Source organism: Neisseria sp. P0021.S006, assembly GCF_051956895.1.
Genome location: NZ_JBQCWZ010000006.1, coordinates 48562 through 64392 on the forward strand (window position 1 = coordinate 48562; position 15831 = coordinate 64392).

The 15831-nt window shown below is 50.6% G+C and carries 17 protein-coding genes; 6 read left to right on the plus strand and 11 right to left on the minus strand.

Annotated elements, in window-relative coordinates:
* Positions 1-102: 102 nt before the first annotated feature.
* Complete coding sequence (radC, locus tag ACTHUM_RS02645; RefSeq protein WP_039862480.1) at positions 103-777, plus strand: RadC family protein; 675 nt, start codon at positions 103-105, stop codon at positions 775-777.
* A gap of 59 nt (positions 778-836) precedes the next feature.
* Here the strand turns inward: radC and ACTHUM_RS02650 are convergent, their stop codons facing one another.
* From ACTHUM_RS02650 to ACTHUM_RS02665, 4 genes are all read right to left on the minus strand, one after another.
* Positions 837-1115, minus strand: coding sequence for an NF038104 family lipoprotein (locus ACTHUM_RS02650; protein WP_004520788.1), 279 nt, complete (start codon positions 1113-1115; stop codon positions 837-839).
* On the minus strand, positions 1103-1435 hold the full coding sequence (locus ACTHUM_RS02655; protein WP_004520787.1) for a hypothetical protein: 333 nt from the start codon (positions 1433-1435) through the stop codon (positions 1103-1105). Before ACTHUM_RS02655 ends, ACTHUM_RS02650 begins: the two co-directional genes overlap by 13 nt.
* Positions 1436-1583: 148 nt before the next feature.
* Positions 1584-2327, minus strand: coding sequence for an aquaporin Z (gene aqpZ / locus ACTHUM_RS02660; protein WP_004520785.1), 744 nt, complete (start codon positions 2325-2327; stop codon positions 1584-1586).
* A gap of 305 nt (positions 2328-2632) precedes the next feature.
* Entirely contained in the window at positions 2633-5686 is a 3054-nt protein-coding gene (locus ACTHUM_RS02665; protein WP_004520784.1) for a DNA translocase FtsK, read from the minus strand.
* Between the two features lie 164 nt (positions 5687-5850).
* On the opposite strand from ACTHUM_RS02665, the gene ACTHUM_RS02670 reads away from it, so the two are divergent.
* Both ACTHUM_RS02670 and ACTHUM_RS02675 read left to right on the plus strand, forming a co-directional pair.
* Complete coding sequence (locus tag ACTHUM_RS02670) at positions 5851-6528, plus strand: energy-coupling factor ABC transporter permease (protein ID WP_049335881.1); 678 nt, start codon at positions 5851-5853, stop codon at positions 6526-6528.
* 81 nt (positions 6529-6609) lie between these two features.
* Positions 6610-6969 carry a CrcB family protein gene (locus ACTHUM_RS02675; protein ID WP_003679592.1) on the plus strand — a complete coding sequence of 120 codons (360 nt, stop codon included), beginning with the start codon at positions 6610-6612 and terminating at the stop codon, positions 6967-6969.
* Between the two features lie 76 nt (positions 6970-7045).
* Here ACTHUM_RS02675 and ACTHUM_RS02680 read toward each other — a convergent pair whose 3' ends face one another.
* From ACTHUM_RS02680 to ppx, 5 genes are all read right to left on the minus strand, one after another.
* Positions 7046-7735, minus strand: a complete 690-nt coding sequence (locus ACTHUM_RS02680) for a suppressor of fused domain protein (protein WP_070695375.1) — start codon at positions 7733-7735, stop codon at positions 7046-7048.
* 112 nt (positions 7736-7847) lie between these two features.
* Positions 7848-8474 carry an NAD(P)H-hydrate epimerase gene (locus tag ACTHUM_RS02685; RefSeq protein WP_070695376.1) on the minus strand — a complete coding sequence of 209 codons (627 nt, stop codon included), beginning with the start codon at positions 8472-8474 and terminating at the stop codon, positions 7848-7850.
* 22 nt (positions 8475-8496) lie between these two features.
* Complete coding sequence (truB, locus tag ACTHUM_RS02690) at positions 8497-9411, minus strand: tRNA pseudouridine(55) synthase TruB (protein ID WP_070695377.1); 915 nt, start codon at positions 9409-9411, stop codon at positions 8497-8499.
* A gap of 67 nt (positions 9412-9478) precedes the next feature.
* Positions 9479-9850 carry a 30S ribosome-binding factor RbfA gene (rbfA, locus tag ACTHUM_RS02695; protein WP_070695378.1) on the minus strand — a complete coding sequence of 124 codons (372 nt, stop codon included), beginning with the start codon at positions 9848-9850 and terminating at the stop codon, positions 9479-9481.
* 87 nt (positions 9851-9937) lie between these two features.
* Positions 9938-11446 carry an exopolyphosphatase gene (ppx, locus tag ACTHUM_RS02700; RefSeq protein ID WP_070695379.1) on the minus strand — a complete coding sequence of 503 codons (1509 nt, stop codon included), beginning with the start codon at positions 11444-11446 and terminating at the stop codon, positions 9938-9940.
* A 173-nt stretch (positions 11447-11619) separates the two neighbouring features.
* Between ppx and ACTHUM_RS02705 the strand changes: the two genes are divergently transcribed.
* The 3 genes from ACTHUM_RS02705 (at position 11620) to ACTHUM_RS02715 (ending at position 14269) form a co-directional block, all read left to right on the plus strand.
* Entirely contained in the window at positions 11620-12243 is a 624-nt protein-coding gene (locus tag ACTHUM_RS02705; protein ID WP_039863563.1) for a lytic transglycosylase domain-containing protein, read from the plus strand.
* A 114-nt stretch (positions 12244-12357) separates the two neighbouring features.
* On the plus strand, positions 12358-13740 hold the full coding sequence (locus ACTHUM_RS02710; RefSeq protein ID WP_004520777.1) for an MFS transporter: 1383 nt from the start codon (positions 12358-12360) through the stop codon (positions 13738-13740).
* Between the two features lies 1 nt (position 13741).
* Positions 13742-14269, plus strand: coding sequence for a single-stranded DNA-binding protein (locus ACTHUM_RS02715; RefSeq protein ID WP_004520776.1), 528 nt, complete (start codon positions 13742-13744; stop codon positions 14267-14269).
* 73 nt (positions 14270-14342) lie between these two features.
* Here ACTHUM_RS02715 and ACTHUM_RS02720 read toward each other — a convergent pair whose 3' ends face one another.
* Together ACTHUM_RS02720 and ACTHUM_RS02725 are read right to left on the minus strand one after the other, a co-directional pair.
* A complete protein-coding gene (locus ACTHUM_RS02720) occupies positions 14343-15050 on the minus strand; it encodes an SIMPL domain-containing protein (protein ID WP_039862478.1) in 708 nt (235 codons plus the stop codon).
* Positions 15051-15162: 112 nt separating this feature from the next.
* Complete coding sequence (locus tag ACTHUM_RS02725) at positions 15163-15654, minus strand: DUF1841 family protein (protein WP_049335876.1); 492 nt, start codon at positions 15652-15654, stop codon at positions 15163-15165.
* Between the last annotated feature and the right edge of the window lie 177 nt (positions 15655-15831).

The following is a 15831-nucleotide window of genomic DNA, read 5'->3' on the forward strand; positions in this document are numbered from 1 at the left end:
TGCATTTATTTGCTAAAACCATAATGGATCACGTTTTATATCGGGAGAGGCGGGTTTGCTCAAAATTGAAACTAAATCCGCTATATAAATAAAAGGGAAAACATGAGTATCAAAGAATGGCCTGAAGGGGAACGGCCGCGCGAGAAGCTCTTGGCGCATGGTGCGGCGGCGTTGAGTGATGCGGAGTTGCTGGCGATTTTGTTGCGTGTCGGAACGCGCGGTATGAGCGCGGTCGATTTGGCTCGTTATTTGTTGAGCGAGTTTGGCAGTTTGGGGAAGCTGATGAGTGCGGATGCCAAAACACTCGCTGCTTATAAGGGCATGGGCTTGGCGAGCTATACTCAATTTGCAGTGGTCAAAGAAATCGGGCGGCGGATTTTGGGTGAGGATTTGCAGGAGCAGATGGTTCTGTCAAACCCGAAATCGGTTGCGGATTATCTGCGCCTGCATCTTGGGCATGAAAAAATCGAGGTCAGCGTTGCTTTGCTTCTCAACCGTCAAAATCAATTGATTGCGGTACGGGAATTGTCGCGTGGTACGGTGGCGGAAAACACGGTTTATATCCGTGAAATCGTCAAATTGGCATTGGATGAATACGCCGACAGTTTGATTTTGGCACACAATCATCCGGGTGGTTCGGGAAGGCCGTCTGAATCTGATGTGCAGTTTACAGAGCGTTTGAAACAGGCTTTAAGTTTGGTCGATATTACGCTGTTGGACCATTTTATCGTGACGGCAAAAGAAACCTGCTCTTTGCGCGAACAGGGCTATATGTAAGGATGAATGTTCAGACGGCCTCAGTAGGATTGGTTACCTTACTGAGGCCGTCTAAAGGATTATTGCGCTACTTCGTCGGATGAATCTTCCTTATAGACGATTTCTTCCGATTTTGGCTTTTCTTTGCTCTTTTCCTTCTCTTTTTCTTTATCCTTGTCTTTTTTACTGTCGGGAATGGCGGCATCAATCACTGCCCCCGTTCCTTTGACGACCAATTTTCCGGCAGTCAGGACGGTTGTGGCAGCCAAATCGACAGCCGCGCCTATAACGCAGCCGTTAAGCGTCAGACAAAGGGCAAGTGCCGGAAGCAGGCGTTTTGTGCATCTCAATGACTGCATCCGCAGTGTCCTTCATGATGATGGCCGCATCCGAGTGCTTCTTGCCAAGCATCATCATCGCCGTCAAATTCTTCAACTTCGTCAAATTCGCCGTTTTCTACCATGCTTACCAGCTCTTCCAGGCTTTCTGCGCCTTCTACCCAAAAGCAGGGAATATCGGGTGGTGTGTCGGGGGCAAGCAGGGCGGCTTGCTGGTCGTGCCAGGCAATCCAATAGCCGTTTTGCGTTTGTACGAATACGGCATCGGGATGAATGGTTTCGTTTTCGGTATTGACAAGCATTCTGGCAGCGATATCGGTTTGAAAAGGTAAGGTTTGCATGATGGTTTGAGAATGTGGGAAAAGAAAATATTGTAACACGGCAAAAACAAACGCACCGTCTGAGGCAGGCGGTGCGTTTGTGTCTCGGCAACTTGGGTGCGGTCAGTTTAGAAGTGTCAGCCGCACCGGGAATGTCATTCCGTCAAGATTATTTGTCGTTGTTAGCCAAAACGAAGCGGTAAATAGCCGCGCCAACTGCTGCGCCGGCAATAGGAGCCAACCAGAACAACCACAGTTGTTCAACAGCCCAGCCACCTTGGAACAAGGCAACGCCGGTAGAACGTGCAGGGTTAACGGAAGTATTGGTCACAGGAATGCTGATCAAGTGAATCAGGGTCAGACCCAGGCCGATGGCGATAGGGGCAAAGCCGGCCGGAGCCAATTTGTCGGTAGAACCCATGATGATAATCAGGAAGAATGCGGTCAGTACGAATTCGATCAGCAAAGCAGCCATCATGTCGTAACCGTTAGGAGAGTGCTCGCCGAAACCGTTGCTGGCAAAGCCGGAAGCAACAGCATCAAAACCGGTTTTACCGGAAGCAATCAGATACAGAACGCCCGCGGCGGCAATCGCACCGATAACTTGGGATACGATGTAAGGCAACAGGTCTTTACCGTTGAAACGGCCGCCGATGAAAAGGCCGACGGAAACGGCAGGATTGAAGTGGCCGCCGGAAATGTGGCCGACGGCGTAAGCCATGGTCAGTACGGTCAAGCCGAATGCCAAGGCGACACCGGCAAAACCAATGCCAAGTTCAGGGTAGGCTGCTGCCAAAACTGCGCTGCCGCAGCCGCCGAATACCAGCCAGAAAGTGCCGAAAAATTCTGCAAAATATTTTTTCATTTGTTTTTCCTCGTAAAGGGTGGGGGTGTTGCCGAAGGCATGAATCATAATAATATTGCTTCTAATCGAAAAACGGATTTACCTGTTTTTTCCGGTCTTGACAAAAGGCAGTCTGAAAATGGCGACAAATGGATAGGGACATATATTTGGCAGGTCGAATTTTGATTATTGGGACTGGATTTATTTGATAGCGAAGCAAATGCCGTTAATGCAAAAGCATTTGTTTTTGTAAGAAATGCCGTTTACAGATTACTTATTTGCTTGTTTATTTAATTGGAATCTCTGAACCCATTATCTGATTAAAAAAGGCCGTCTGAAAACTTTTCAGACGGCCTTTTATTGATGGAGATAAGTTAATCTAAATGCTCACTGCTTTGCGCCAAGATGGTGCGGTTGCCATTGTTTTCCGCCGGGGAAACAATACCGTCGGCTTCCATTTGATCAATCAGGCGGGCAGCGCGGTTGTAGCCGATGCGCAGTTGGCGTTGGATATTGGAAATGCTGGCCTTACGCGATTTCAAGACAACGGAAACGGCTTCGTCATACATGGGGTCGAGGTCGCTGTCGTTGCTGCGGCTGGTGCTGGTAAAGTCCTCGGTCGAACCGCTGCTTAAAATATCGTCGATATAGTCAGGCGTGCTGAATTGTTTCAAGTATTCCACTACGCGGTGTACTTCGTTGTCTGATGCGAATGCGCCGTGTACACGTTGCGGATAGCCGGTACCGGGTGGCAGGAACAGCATATCGCCTTGACCGAGCAAGTTTTCCGCACCCATTTGGTCAAGAATCGTGCGGCTGTCGATTTTGCTGGACACTTGGAAGGCAATGCGTGTCGGAATATTGGCTTTAATAAGTCCGGTAATGACATCCACGCTTGGGCGTTGGGTGGCAAGAATCAAATGGATGCCGGCTGCGCGTGCTTTTTGGGCAAGACGGGCAATCAGCTCTTCGATTTTCTTGCCTGCAGTCATCATCAGATCGGCAAACTCATCTACCACGACCACGATAAACGGCAGTTTCTCCAATGGTTCAGGATTTTCAGGCGTGAGGCTGAACGGGCTGCCGATTTTTTCGCCACGAGCGGCGGCTTCGGCAATTTTTTGGTTGAAGCCGGCAAGGTTGCGCACGCCCATAAAGCTCATCAGGCGGTAGCGTTTTTCCATTTCGTTGACGCACCAGTTCAGCGCGTTTGCGGCCAGCTTCATATCGGTTACGACAGGGGCGAGCAGGTGAGGAATGCCTTCGTAAATGCTTAATTCCAGCATTTTCGGGTCAATCATAATCATGCGCACGTCTTCAGGCGTTGCTTTGAAGAGCATGGACAGAATCATGGCATTCACACCCACGGATTTACCCGAACCGGTCGTACCGGCAACCAGCAGATGCGGCGCTTTGGCCAAGTCGGTGACGACAGGCTGGCCGGTGATGTCTTGGCCGAGTGCGAGGGTCAGTTTGGATTTGGACTCGGTAAATGCAGGCGAATTGAAGATTTCGCTCAGGCGGATCATTTGGCGTTTCGGATTAGGCAATTCCAAGCCCATGCAGGTTTTGCCTGGGATAGTTTCCACCACGCGGATGGAAGCCACGCCAAGCGAGCGCGCCAAGTCTTTTTCAAGGTTCAAAACGGCACTGCCGCGTACACCGACATCAGGCTCAATCTCATAACGCGTAATGACCGGGCCGGAATAGGAGTCCATCACTTTGACTTTAACTTTGAACTCGGCCAGTTTTTCTTCGATGGTAATGCTGTTTTCCAGCAACTGTTCTTCAGTTTGCGAGGCGCTTGGGTCAAACTGCGGCGGCAGGAGCAGGGCAGTGGTCGGCAGGTGTGCCTCGGTCAGGGTTGCCGAAGTTGGAATAGCTATGCTTGGTGTATCTTCTTGAACGCTTGGTTCTACGCTTCGAACAGGCGTTTCAATGACTGTCTGTGTATATTCAGACGGCCTTGCGATTGTTTCAACAGGTTCAACAGGTTCAATCGTTTCAACCGCTTGAATCGCTTCTGTTTCCGCTTGTACAGGCGCTTCCGGCTCACCATCGAATTCTGTTTCTTCTTCCGCAGATTCGCTGATTAAATAATCGCGGATACTGCGTTCAGGCTGATTGCTAACATGCGCATTGACTTGCGAATCAAAAATCGGCACTTGGATTTTATGTTCGAAAGCAGGCGGCTCGGGGATATCAATCGGTGCAATCGAGGTTTGGAAAACGGGCGGCTCGGGAATATCGGTTTTCGCCATCGGGACAACCGGTACGGCAGGCGGCTCGACTACGGTTGCGTTTGGCGCGGCAGGTCGGGAGATATAAGGGGATTTTTTAACAGGCGCAGCCGGTTTTGGACGGGACGGCGTTGCCGATACGGCAGGTTGTGGTGCAACAGCTTCCGTGGCAGCTTGTTTGCGCGCCCATCTTTCGGCGGCCGCTTCGGTATGGCGAACTTGACGGCGCAGGCTGGCAGGACGGCTGATTTGTCCCAAATTGGCCAGAATTTCGTCATTTTCGATGGTGCGCGGAGAGTAGTCGCGCAATGGGGCGACGGCCGCAGCTAGTTTGTGGCGGGCGGCGGTGCGGCGGGCAAGGTTGTCGTGAATATCTTCCGCTTGGATTTCAGAAGGGAATGCCTGCATGGAAGTATAGGGGAGGATGGCTTCTTTTTCGGCAGTTCTTAAGGCCGTCTGAACGGTTTCGATATGCGGCGCATTGGCTTCTGCCACGCGGACATTATTGGCACGCGCCAAGGCACGCTCGCGTGTGCGGCGCAAGATAGGGTCGTTGTAGTCGATGATTTCCATGCCGGTCATCGGCAGGGATGAAGCGCGCAATAATGGAGTTTCAACTTCGTCTTTGTAAATCGGCGCATTTTTTTCTGCCAAATGCTCGTTCCATTCTTCAACCGCTGCTTCGTGCAGGGAACGGGTGGCTTCTTCTAATGTGATTTCTTCAAAATTGCTGTTTTGCACCAAAGACGGGCTGTATTCGGGAGTTTCCATTTGTGCAAACGGCGTGATTTTAGGAATACGTTCCGGTTTGGCAGATTTACGGGTTTTAGGCGCAACTTTGATTTCTTCTTCGGTAGCTGCGATGTGTTCCGGCTCTTCGGCAAACGGCTCTGCTGCATGCTCTTCGTTTGTTTCGGCGCGTTGCGTTTTATTGTGTTCGAGCGCAGAAAGCAGGCGGATACGGGCGATTTTATGGTTGTCGGCAGTGTGCTTGTTCATACTGAACAAACGTTTCAGGCTGTCCAGTTGGTCGGAAAAACCGACCGGGCTGTCTTCTTCGTTTATTTCTTGTTCGTCGCCACTGAGTCGGGCCAATTCTTGGCGCCACTTTTGCTCTTGTTTCTGGCGCCACCAGAACAAGCCGGCTATGACAGCAAGCAGAATTAAAGCCAATATTGTCCAAAGCATGCGTCCATCCCCTTAATTAAACGGCAAAGTCCGTTATTCTAACGCTTTTTTCGGGTAAACAAAACCAGCCGAAACAAGCTTTAACGGCAAAGGCAGACAGGATTGTCAAAGCTATGGCTTGAGACGCGTATAATAGGCCGTCTGAACATTTTGCGGATGAGATGATGATTTTTCAAAACGGATGGTTTCCCGTTGGTGTCGTGATGGCGGCATGGCCTGTGTTGCTGGTGATTTTTGCTTTGTGTGCAAAGCAGGCATGGGTGTCGGTATCGCAGCATCGTTCCGCTTTTTTGGTGGCTGCCGTGATGTTGCCGCTGGCTTGGAGTTTGAATGCCTCCCCGGAAAGCGGACAACTAGCCGGCATGAGCTATCATTTGCTTGCCTTAAACTTGACAGCTTTAATGCTGGGCACTTCTGCCGCTTTCTGCCTTGGCGTATTGCTGTTTTTTCCGTATTTGTGGCTTTGGGGCGATTGGCATATGTTCCCCATCAATGCCTTGTCCGTATTGCTTCCGCCTTTATTGGTGAACTTGGGTTTCCGCCATTGGGTGTCGCGTTTGCCTGCCAATATATTTATCTTTATTTTTCTGAATGGTTTTTGGGCTGCGGCGGTCGGAATGGTGTTTACCGGCGTAATTTTGGTCGGTTTGTTAGACTGGGCGGATGTATTTGATACGACGGTATTATGGAAAACCGCCTTTCCTGTTTTCTTCTTAATCGCTTGGGCAGAGGCATTTTTGAGCGGTATTTCAACAGCTATTTTCATCGCGCTCAAGCCGCAATGGATTTGTACTTTCGATGACGACAGGTATTTGAAATCCGCGCCTAAGATTTGGCAATAAGATATGAAGGCATCCTTGCTGGGTTTTCAGACGGCCTCATGACCGGATGGCCTGTTTTTTGAATTGAATGTTTAACTTGTTATGTTTGCGTATATTTTTCCTATTGTTTGCGGTGCCGCTGTTGGGGCTGTATTGCGTTGGTTGTTTGGCTTAGTGCTGGTGTCTTCTGCGCCTTTTTCTATCGGTACATTGGCGGCAAACTGGCTGGGAGCGCTGCTAATCGGCGTATTGGCAGAACTCTTAACCGATCCGCAATGGCGTTTGCTTTGGATTACCGGCTTTCTCGGCAGCTTGACCACATTTTCAGGTTTTTCAGTGGAGATGGTGGGTTTGATGCAGGCGCAACGTTGGGGCATGGCTTTGATGGCGACCTGTCTGCATGTTTTCGGTTCGTTTGGTTTGACGGCGCTGGGGATTAAATTGGCTCAGATTTGGAAGTAAGTTGCTATTTTTTATTTGAAATATAAACTAAAGGCCGTCTGAAAATTTGTTTTCAGGCGGCCTTTGGCTTTATCAATTAGGGTTGTACATAGCTTTTTGTACGCGCTAAATCGGTAATCAACAGCGGATTGTCTTTGCGCATCATATCGATCAGCTCTTGGCAACGTTTGGTTGTTGGATCTTGCCAGAGCCAGTCAAGCTCGGGCTGGGTAAGGCCGACCATCTGCAGAAATTGAACTTCACCGTTTGGCGTTTTGATAGCGGGCAGCTTGGGGTCTGGTGCGAAGGCTACGCCGACGATGGCGGTTTCTGTATCCATTCGGATAGGGTCGTTAGTTGAAGTAAAGTGATAGGCTTCAAACCAGTTACCACTTTCAAAAACGTAACGGCCAAGATTATTCATTAGATTAATTGCCCAGTAAGGCTCGTGTTTGGTGTTGTAGTCAGAATCCGGATCCTGATCGTAAGGGGGAGTACGGAAGGTAAATTCAAATCCCCATTTACTGTAATCTGCACCGGCAAGTTCTGGATTAAAGTAAAGTTCGCTCATGCCGTAGGAAACAATGTGGCGATGGAAGGTTTGCTCTTCGCAATCATAAATACTACTGCCGTCTAATGGGTCATCACCACCTAGAATGTATTTGATAATAGAGCCGTAATGACGAGGTTTGATATCACCATAAAGTGCTTTAAGCACAGCATCGATGGCTTCCCAGCCGACGGCTTGATCTTCTTTAAAAGTTTGGCGGTATTCTTGTTCGTTCATTATCTGTTTCCGTGTCGTTGATAATTTGGTCGTAAATTAATTGGCGTGTTTCTTTTAGAATGTGTTGTTTCTAAAAATAAAGCGATTTAAATATGACATCTTATTTGCTTTTTTAATCAATGCCAATAGGTAAACAGACGGTTTCTTGACAATAGGTTTTGCCGGATTCGCTTAAATGTGCCGGTTTGTAGGCGGCAAAGGTGTAGGTCAGGTCTGCGCGGAATGTGTCGGGATCGGCTTCGGCGGTGTCGCAGTTGAGGCCGGTGGGGATATCGAGGGCGACCTTCAGGCCGTTTGAATGATTGAGTTGGCTGCAGAGGGCGGCGATTTCGGTTGGAAGTGCGCCACTGAAGCCTGTGCCGAATATGCCTTCGATAATGATGTCGTAACCTTTTTTCAGACGGCCTTCCAGTTCTTGTGCGGATATCAATTCAATATGGGGCAAACCGTTGAGGCGTTCGCGATTGGTTTGAGCTAAAGGGGAGAGGTTTTCTCCGAGTGAAAACAGAATATCGATGTGCCACCCTTGCGCCTGCATATATCTTGCCATGACTAAGCCGTCGCCGCCGTTGTTGCCTTTGCCGCAAACGATCAGGGCGCGTCCGGCTTGGGGATAACGCTGCATGAGGTCTTGGGCGGCAGAGCTGCCGGCGTTTTCCATCAGTTGGTCGAAGCTTGTGCCTTTATCGACGGCTGCTTGCTCGCGTTCGCGCATCTGGGCGGCGGTATAGACTTTCATGATCGGCTCTCTTTGCAGGAAGTTATTTGTCGGCGGTATTCATCAGGCGTAAGGCTTTCAGACGGCCTATTTCTTTTTGATATTCCGCCAGTCCGATAAATGTGCCGTCTCGGCTGTATACGCGGATGGGCTGTTCGGCAGAAATGTTTTCGGTAAACTGGGGGCGTTGGCCGTGTTTGAGCATGGTAACGGCGTAGTCGTTCAACTCAAGTTTGGGGAAATGTTGTACCAAAACATCGCAAGGCAGCAGCAGGGCATCGCGTTCGGCTTCGTCCAATTCTGCCAAGGCTTCGAGCGTGTGGCTTTGGGCAATGGTAAATCCGGCGGTTTCAGTACGGCGCAGGGCAGTCAGGTGAGCGAATGTGCCGATGTGTTTGGCGATGTCTTCGCTGAGGGTGCGGATGTAGGTACCCTTGCTGCAACGTACGTCTATCACGGCTTTGGGTGCATCAAATTCAGTGATATCAATGGAGTAAATGGTGATGTCGCGCGCTTTGCGTTCGATAACGATGCCTTTGCGTGCGTATTCGTACAGCGGCTTGCCTTCGTGCTTGAGGGCGGAAAACATCGGCGGCACTTGGCGGATATCGCCCGTTAAAGCTTGGCAGGCCGTCTGAAATTCGGACAATGAAATATCGGCGCGTGCGGTAGCAACGATTTCGCCTTCTGCATCGCCTGTGCTGCTGGCTTCGCCCAGTTTCAGCGTGGCCGTATAGGCTTTGTCGGCATCAATCAGATATTGGGCGAACTTGGTCGCTTCACCGAAGCAAACAGGCAAAAGCCCTGTGGCCAAAGGATCGAGTACGCCGGTATGCCCGGCTTTTTCGGCACGGAACAAGCGCCGTGCTTTTTGCAGGGCAGTGTTGCTGGAAAGGCCTTCAGGTTTGTCGAGGAGAAGGACGCCGTTGACCGGGCGTTTGGTGGGTTTATTGGTCATATTAATTAGGGAATATTAATGTTCAGGCCGTCTGAAAGGGTTCAGACGGCCTGCGTGTTTTAATCAATCAGTCTTCAACCGGTTTTTCCGCTGCCACTTGGTCAATCAGGCTGGAAATGCTCATGCCGCGTTCGAGTGATTCGTCGTATTTGAAGTGCAGCTCGGGCGTTTTGAAGAGTTTGATGCGTTTGGCCAATTCGCTGCGCAAATGACCTTTGGCGTGTTCCAAAGCTTCTTCGGTAATGTCGCGTGTGCTGTCGTCGAGGATGGTGTAGAACACGGTTGCGTGGCTGTAATCTCGGGTGACTTCGACTTCGTTGATGGTGATGAAGCCTGCGCGCGGGTCTTTCAGGCCGGTGCGGACGAGTTCGGCAAGCTCGCGCATGATTTGTTCTTTGACACGGTCTTGGCGGGCGTAGCCGCGTTGGGGTTTTCTCATGGTTTTCCTTGATGTATGGCAGGCTGTCGTTTTCAGACGGCCTGCGGTTTGGATTTTGAAAAGCTGCCTATTATAACGGAGCGCGGTTTATTGTGCTTGAACCGAGAAAGGCATATCGATTTTTTGCCATTGCGCGCTTTCGTAGTCCAGTGCATCGGCGATGAGGGGGTGTTGCTCCAGCCATTGGGCGTTGATGCGCAAGATGAAGCTGTGGTTGTTTTCATCAACCCGAAGCTGGGTTTGTGGCGGCAAATCAAGCGGCAAACGCGAGCGGCAGAAGAGGGCCGCTAGGCGCAGGGACAATACGGCACACCACATGATTTCGTTATCGCCGATAATATCCGCCATTTTCTTGAGGTCGCCGCGATGGCCGATAACCAGTTGCGCCAAAATGGTTTGCTCTTTGCGTGAGAAGCCCGGCATATCGGCGTTTTCGAGAATATAGGCGGAGTGTTTGTGATAACCGGTATGGGCGATATCCAAGCCGATTTCATGCAGACGGCCTGCGCGGCTGAGGTATTGGTTCCACAGGGCAAGCTCTTGAACGGTTACGTTTTTGGCGTGGCACAGGCTGTTCATGAAGGCTTGCGCGGTATCAGCAACGCGTTTGGCTTGGTTGAGGCTGACGTGGTAGCGTTTTTGGAACTCGGCCGTTGTCTGCTCGCGCATATCGACATTGAGGCTGCGGCCGATTAAGTCGTAGAACACGCCGTCGCGGAGGGCGGCTTCGGTAACGGTCATTTTGGTCAGCGAGAGTTCTTCAAAAGCGGCCATCATCACGGCCAATCCGCCCGCAAAAACTTCGACGCGTTCGGGTTTGAGGTTTTCAAATTTGGCTTTTTTAACCGAACCGGCTTCGATAATCCTATCGGCAAGATAACGCATGCCTTGGGCAGTAATGTCGGCTTCTTGTGGCAATTCGGTCGCCAAAACGTCGCGTATGGATTTTGCCGAACCGGACGTGCCGATGGCGAAATCCCAACCGGTACGCTTCATCAGTTTGCTGATGCGCTGGATTTCGATACGCGCGGCGGAAACGGCGGCTTGGAAATCTTTGGTGGTCACTTTGTTTTGGAAGAAGCGCATGCTGTACGTTACGCAGCCCAAAGGCAGGCTTTCTGTGATCAGCGGTTGCAAATCCGAGCCGATGACAAATTCGGTCGAGCCGCCACCAATGTCGATAACCAGCATTTTGTCGCCTTTGGGCGGCAGGGTATGCACTACGCCGGTGTAAATCAGACGCGCTTCTTCGCGGCCGGCAATGACTTCGATGGGGAAACCCAGCGCCGCTTCGGCACGGGGCAGAAATTGGGCGATGTTTTTGGCGACACGGAAAGTATTAGTGGCCACCACGCGCACGTTTTCAGGCTGGAATCCGCGCAGGCGTTCGCCAAATTTTGCCAAACATTCCAAGGCTTGTTCTTGAGAGGCTTCGCTCAGGTTTTTTTGTTCGTCCAAGCCGGCGGCAAAGCGAACCATTTGTTTGAACGAGTCGATGACTTTCAGCTGGCCGTTGTTGTTTTCACAAATTTGCAGGCGAAAACTGTTGGAACCCAAATCGACGGAGGCTAAAACGTTGGCGGGAGTGGTGGTCATAAAAAATACCGCTTGATTAGAAAAACCTAAATGTTACTTGAGGCTGTATCACTTGACAATAAAAGGAATACAGCTCTTTGATTCTGCTCATAGATGTATTTTATAATGCTGATTTTAAGCAAATATATCAAAGGCCGTCTGAACTTTTCAGACGGCCTAAAAAGAGAAAACACATGAAATCGGAAAACCAAGATTCCTTATTTTTATCGCGCCGCCGCCTATTGCAAGTCGGCGGAGCCATGCTTTTGACGCCTGCGACCGCATGGGCGGGGGCGCAACGTGAAGAAACGCTGGCCGATGATGTGGCTTCCGTGATGCGCAGTTCGATTAATAGTGCTAGCCCTGCGCGGCTGGTGTTTGCCGATTCGAGGGAAGGGGAGCGTTGGTTGGCAGCGATGTCTTCCCGATTGGCACGCTTTATTCCCGATGAGGGCGAGCGCCGCCGTCTGTTGGTCAATATTCAATATGAAAGCAGTCGTGCCGGACTCAATACTCAAGTGATTTTGGGTTTGATTGAAGTGGAAAGCGCGTTTCGCCAATATGCCATCAGCGGCGTGGGTGCACGCGGTTTGATGCAGGTGATGCCGTTTTGGAAAAACTATATCGGCAATCCGTCGCACAACCTTTTCGACATTCGCACCAATCTGCGCTACGGCTGTACCATTCTGCGCCATTACAACAATATCGAAAAAGGCAATATTGTCCGCGCTTTGGCAAGGTTTAATGGCAGCTTGGGCAGTAACAAATATCCGAATGCCGTATTGGGCGCGTGGCGGAATAGATGGCAGTGGGGTTGAGCGGCTTACGATTTGCCCCATGCAATTCCTTTGAATCCTGTATAATCAGAAAATCTGTTAATTCACACTTTCAGACGGTCTTTTGCAAACTTAAGGCCGTCTGAAACATTATTTATGGCAAGAGATAACCGCATTCAAATGTTTCCGCACGAATGGCGTGCCAGTACCACACTTTCCGGCGTTTACGCACTGCGTATGTTGGGGATGTTTTTGGTATTGCCCGTTTTGGCGATGTATGCCGCTTCGTTGCCCGGCGCAGAAAACAATAAAGCGCTGGTCGGTATGGCGATGGGTATTTACGGGCTGACACAGGCTTTGCTGCAGCTGCCTTTGGGCATGGCTTCCGATAAGTTCGGCCGTAAAAAAGTGATTTATGCCGGCTTGATTGTGTTTGCGGCGGGTAGTTTTTTGGCCGCAGTTGCCGACAGCCTGCAGATGTTGGTTGCCGCGCGTGCCATTCAAGGTGCGGGTGCCGTCAGTGCGGCGGTAACGGCTTTGCTGGCGGATTTGACCCGTAACGAAGTGCGGACTCGTGCGATGGCGATGATCGGCCTGAGTATCGGCTTGACCTTCTCCGTCAGCCTAGTGCTTGCGCCGATGATTGCCAGCTTTATCGGCGTATCCGGCCTGTTTGCGCTGACCGGTATTCTGACTGTAATCAGTATCGGCGTGGTTGCCTGGATGACCCCTGATCCGGAAGTGTCAAAAATGCACGAAGACACGCAGGCGCAGCCTTCGCGTATGGGCGAGGTATTGAAAAACCGCCAACTGCTCAATCTCGACTTCGGTATTTTTGCCTTGCATGCGGCACAAATGGCTTTATTTACCGCATTGCCGTTTGCCATGACGCAGTTGGGTTTGGAAAAAATCCATCACTGGCAAGTCTATCTGCCGTCAACCATTACCGGCCTGATTATTATGGTGCCGCTGATTATCGTCGGCGAAACGCGTAACAAGCTCAAACAAGTGTTTATCCTTGGTATCATCTGCATTGCTGCGGCACAAATCGGTTTGCTGTTTGGCATGCACTCGGTATGGTTAATTACCGCTTATCTGATTGTTTATTTTATTGGTTTCAATGTATTGGAAGCCAGCCTGCCGTCTATGGTGTCGAAAATCGCTCCGTCCGATTTGAAAGGCACGGCGATGGGCGTGTATAACACCATGCAGTCGGTCGGCTTGTTTGTCGGCGGCGCAACCGGTGGTTTATTGTTCCAAAAATATGGTTTTGCAGGCGTATTTGCCTTTTGTAGCGTACTGATGTTGCTGTGGCTGGTATTGGCAGTCATTTCGCCGGCACCGAAGCCTGTCAAAAACCTCAGCTATCCGCTTAACGCCGAATGGCAACAAAATCCGGATTTGCTCTACCAAAAATTGACCGAAATTGAAGGCGTTGAAAGCATCAGCTTTAGCGCAGACAAGCAAACCATTTATATCAAGGCCTTGCAAAAAGGATTCGACCAAGAGGCCGCCGAAAAAATCATCACAGGAGTGTAAAATGTCATTGAATAAAGTTATCCTCATCGGCCGCCTCGGCCGTGACCCGGAAGTCCGCTATATGCCCAACGGCGAGGCCGTCTGTAACTTCAGCGTTGCCACCAGCGAAACTTGGAACGACCGTAACGGCCAGCGCGTAGAACGTACTGAATGGCACAACATTACCATGTACCGCAAGCTCGCCGAGATCGCCGGTCAATACCTGCGTAAAGGCAGCCAAGTGTACCTGGAAGGCCGTATCCAAAGCCGTAAATACCAAGGCAAAGACGGCATCGAGCGCACCGCTTACGACATTATCGCCAACGAAATGAAAATGCTTGGCGGCCGCAACGACAACAGCGGCGGCGCACCATACGATGACGGCTACAACCAAGGCGCTCATTCAAGCCAAGGCAGTTACCAACAAGCGCCACAACAGCAATACCAATCTGCTCCGGCTCAAGAACCCCCAGCAGCCCCAGCCCGTCGTCCCGCTCCGGCACAACCGACCGCTCCGGTTGATGATATCGACGACGATATTCCATTCTAATCATTGAGTAATATAAAAGGCCGTCTGAAAAATATACTTTCAGACGGCCTTTAAAATGATTTCAAAGAAAATCCTACATTTGCACCGAGCCGTTGACGGTCAGGCTGATCTCTTCCGAACCTGGGGAGGCTGGTACGCCATCTTCTATTCCTGCCGCTACTTCTGCGGCGGGGATTGCACGCAGCATTTTGGCGCGTGCAAAATTGCCGCCGACTTGACGGTTGCCGATGTGACCCAGGTTGAGTTTAACGATTTTGTAGCTGGAGAAGCCGAGTGTTTGGGCGAGGTTTTGGGCGCGATCTTTGAAGCGCAGGATGACGGCCTTGCTCAGTTGGTCGACGGTTTCTTCGCGTTTTTCTTTGGATACGGAAAACGAGGAGCTTTCCAAAATGGCGATATTGATGCTGTCGGCAATCAGGCGGTTGAGTGCTTCAAAGTCTTTGCTTTCTACTTTGAAGTAGGCGTGTTCTTCCCAGCCGGTTTGGGTGCGTTTGCCGTTGGTGTATTGATAGCGCGGGGATGCGTTGCGCTCCATCAGCTCGGCTTTAAGTTTGCTGTTTTGGGAGATTTTGTTGAACTGGTTGAATTTCTTCATGAAAGCTTGGTTGGCGGCTTGACGGTCTTTGCCTTCTGCGTTGATGCTGAAATGCGCGGTCATGGTATCTCGCGGCACTTCCATGTTGGCGGATTCGGAAAATTCAACGATGTTGTAATTGAGGCTTTCTGCTGCAACGGGCAGGGAGACGGCTAGTAGTAGGGCGGTAAGGGCTGGGCGGAGCATTTTGGTTTTCCTTGTAATGCGGATTTCAAAAAAGTAATTTAGCATGAAAGATGGAAATGTTGGCTTTGGCAAGCGTAAGGATTTGTATGGGGTGAAGCCGTCTGAAAAGAAGTTACTTTGTATCCATCAGGCCGACTTCATGGGGATTGAGGCGGGCTTTTTCTTCTTGGCCTAAGCCGACCAATTTCCGTAATCGGGTCATGTAGGCATTGACGTCAAGGCCCCGTCCGTAGCGTTGCGCTTCCCAGATGGTTTCTGCCAAGGCTTCCATCATATCGTGTTCGGCTTTGACCCAGTCGCCGTTGTAACGGGCGCAAAGTTGGTGGTGGATGGCACGGATGCCCGGGGGCTGGTCGATGGCGCTTTGCTCTTGCAGGGAAAGGTGTAGCGACATATGCAGGAATGGGTTGCTTTCGCCGTCTTCGGGCAGCCATTCTTTATCTAAATATTGTTCGATGTCTTCGAGATAGTGTCCGTATTCGGGATGGGCTTCGATAATGCGCAATGCTTTTTGTTGCAGGCCGTCCAATTGGAGCGGTGCGAGTCTGTGTTGCCAGACGTGGGCAAAGAATCGGCGGACATCGTGGGTGTTTACGTCATACATGATGAGTGTGATTTGATTTTGGGATATGTGATTATATAGCGATTGCGATGAAAAAGGCCGTCTGAAAAATATGTTTTCAGACGGCCTTTGTTTTGCAGGGTTTAGCGGCGGTCGATGATTCGGTAATACACTTCGCCGTCTTGGACATAGCCCAATTCGACGCGGGCAATTTCGGCG

Excerpts from the sequence above, each read along its gene's own strand:
- truB (WP_070695377.1), bottom strand. The coding sequence starts at position 9,411 with ATGACCAATAAACCCACCAAACGCCCGGTCAACGGCGTCCTTCTCCTC.
- ACTHUM_RS02665 (WP_004520784.1), bottom strand. The coding sequence starts at position 5,686 with ATGCTTTGGACAATATTGGCTTTAATTCTGCTTGCTGTCATAGCCGGC.
- ACTHUM_RS02715 (WP_004520776.1), top strand. The coding sequence starts at position 13,742 with ATGTCATTGAATAAAGTTATCCTCATCGGCCGCCTCGGCCGTGACCCG.
- ACTHUM_RS02710 (WP_004520777.1), top strand. The coding sequence starts at position 12,358 with ATGGCAAGAGATAACCGCATTCAAATGTTTCCGCACGAATGGCGTGCC.
- ACTHUM_RS02655 (WP_004520787.1), bottom strand. The coding sequence starts at position 1,435 with ATGCAAACCTTACCTTTTCAAACCGATATCGCTGCCAGAATGCTTGTC.
- ACTHUM_RS02720 (WP_039862478.1), bottom strand. The coding sequence starts at position 15,050 with ATGCTCCGCCCAGCCCTTACCGCCCTACTACTAGCCGTCTCCCTGCCC.
- ACTHUM_RS02680 (WP_070695375.1), bottom strand. The coding sequence starts at position 7,735 with ATGAACGAACAAGAATACCGCCAAACTTTTAAAGAAGATCAAGCCGTC.
- ACTHUM_RS02685 (WP_070695376.1), bottom strand. The coding sequence starts at position 8,474 with ATGAAAGTCTATACCGCCGCCCAGATGCGCGAACGCGAGCAAGCAGCC.
- radC (WP_039862480.1), top strand. The coding sequence starts at position 103 with ATGAGTATCAAAGAATGGCCTGAAGGGGAACGGCCGCGCGAGAAGCTC.
- ACTHUM_RS02650 (WP_004520788.1), bottom strand. The coding sequence starts at position 1,115 with ATGCAGTCATTGAGATGCACAAAACGCCTGCTTCCGGCACTTGCCCTT.
- ACTHUM_RS02705 (WP_039863563.1), top strand. The coding sequence starts at position 11,620 with ATGAAATCGGAAAACCAAGATTCCTTATTTTTATCGCGCCGCCGCCTA.
- ACTHUM_RS02725 (WP_049335876.1), bottom strand. The coding sequence starts at position 15,654 with ATGTATGACGTAAACACCCACGATGTCCGCCGATTCTTTGCCCACGTC.
- ACTHUM_RS02675 (WP_003679592.1), top strand. The coding sequence starts at position 6,610 with ATGTTTGCGTATATTTTTCCTATTGTTTGCGGTGCCGCTGTTGGGGCT.
- ppx (WP_070695379.1), bottom strand. The coding sequence starts at position 11,446 with ATGACCACCACTCCCGCCAACGTTTTAGCCTCCGTCGATTTGGGTTCC.
- aqpZ (WP_004520785.1), bottom strand. The coding sequence starts at position 2,327 with ATGATTCATGCCTTCGGCAACACCCCCACCCTTTACGAGGAAAAACAA.
- rbfA (WP_070695378.1), bottom strand. The coding sequence starts at position 9,850 with ATGAGAAAACCCCAACGCGGCTACGCCCGCCAAGACCGTGTCAAAGAA.
- ACTHUM_RS02670 (WP_049335881.1), top strand. The coding sequence starts at position 5,851 with ATGATTTTTCAAAACGGATGGTTTCCCGTTGGTGTCGTGATGGCGGCA.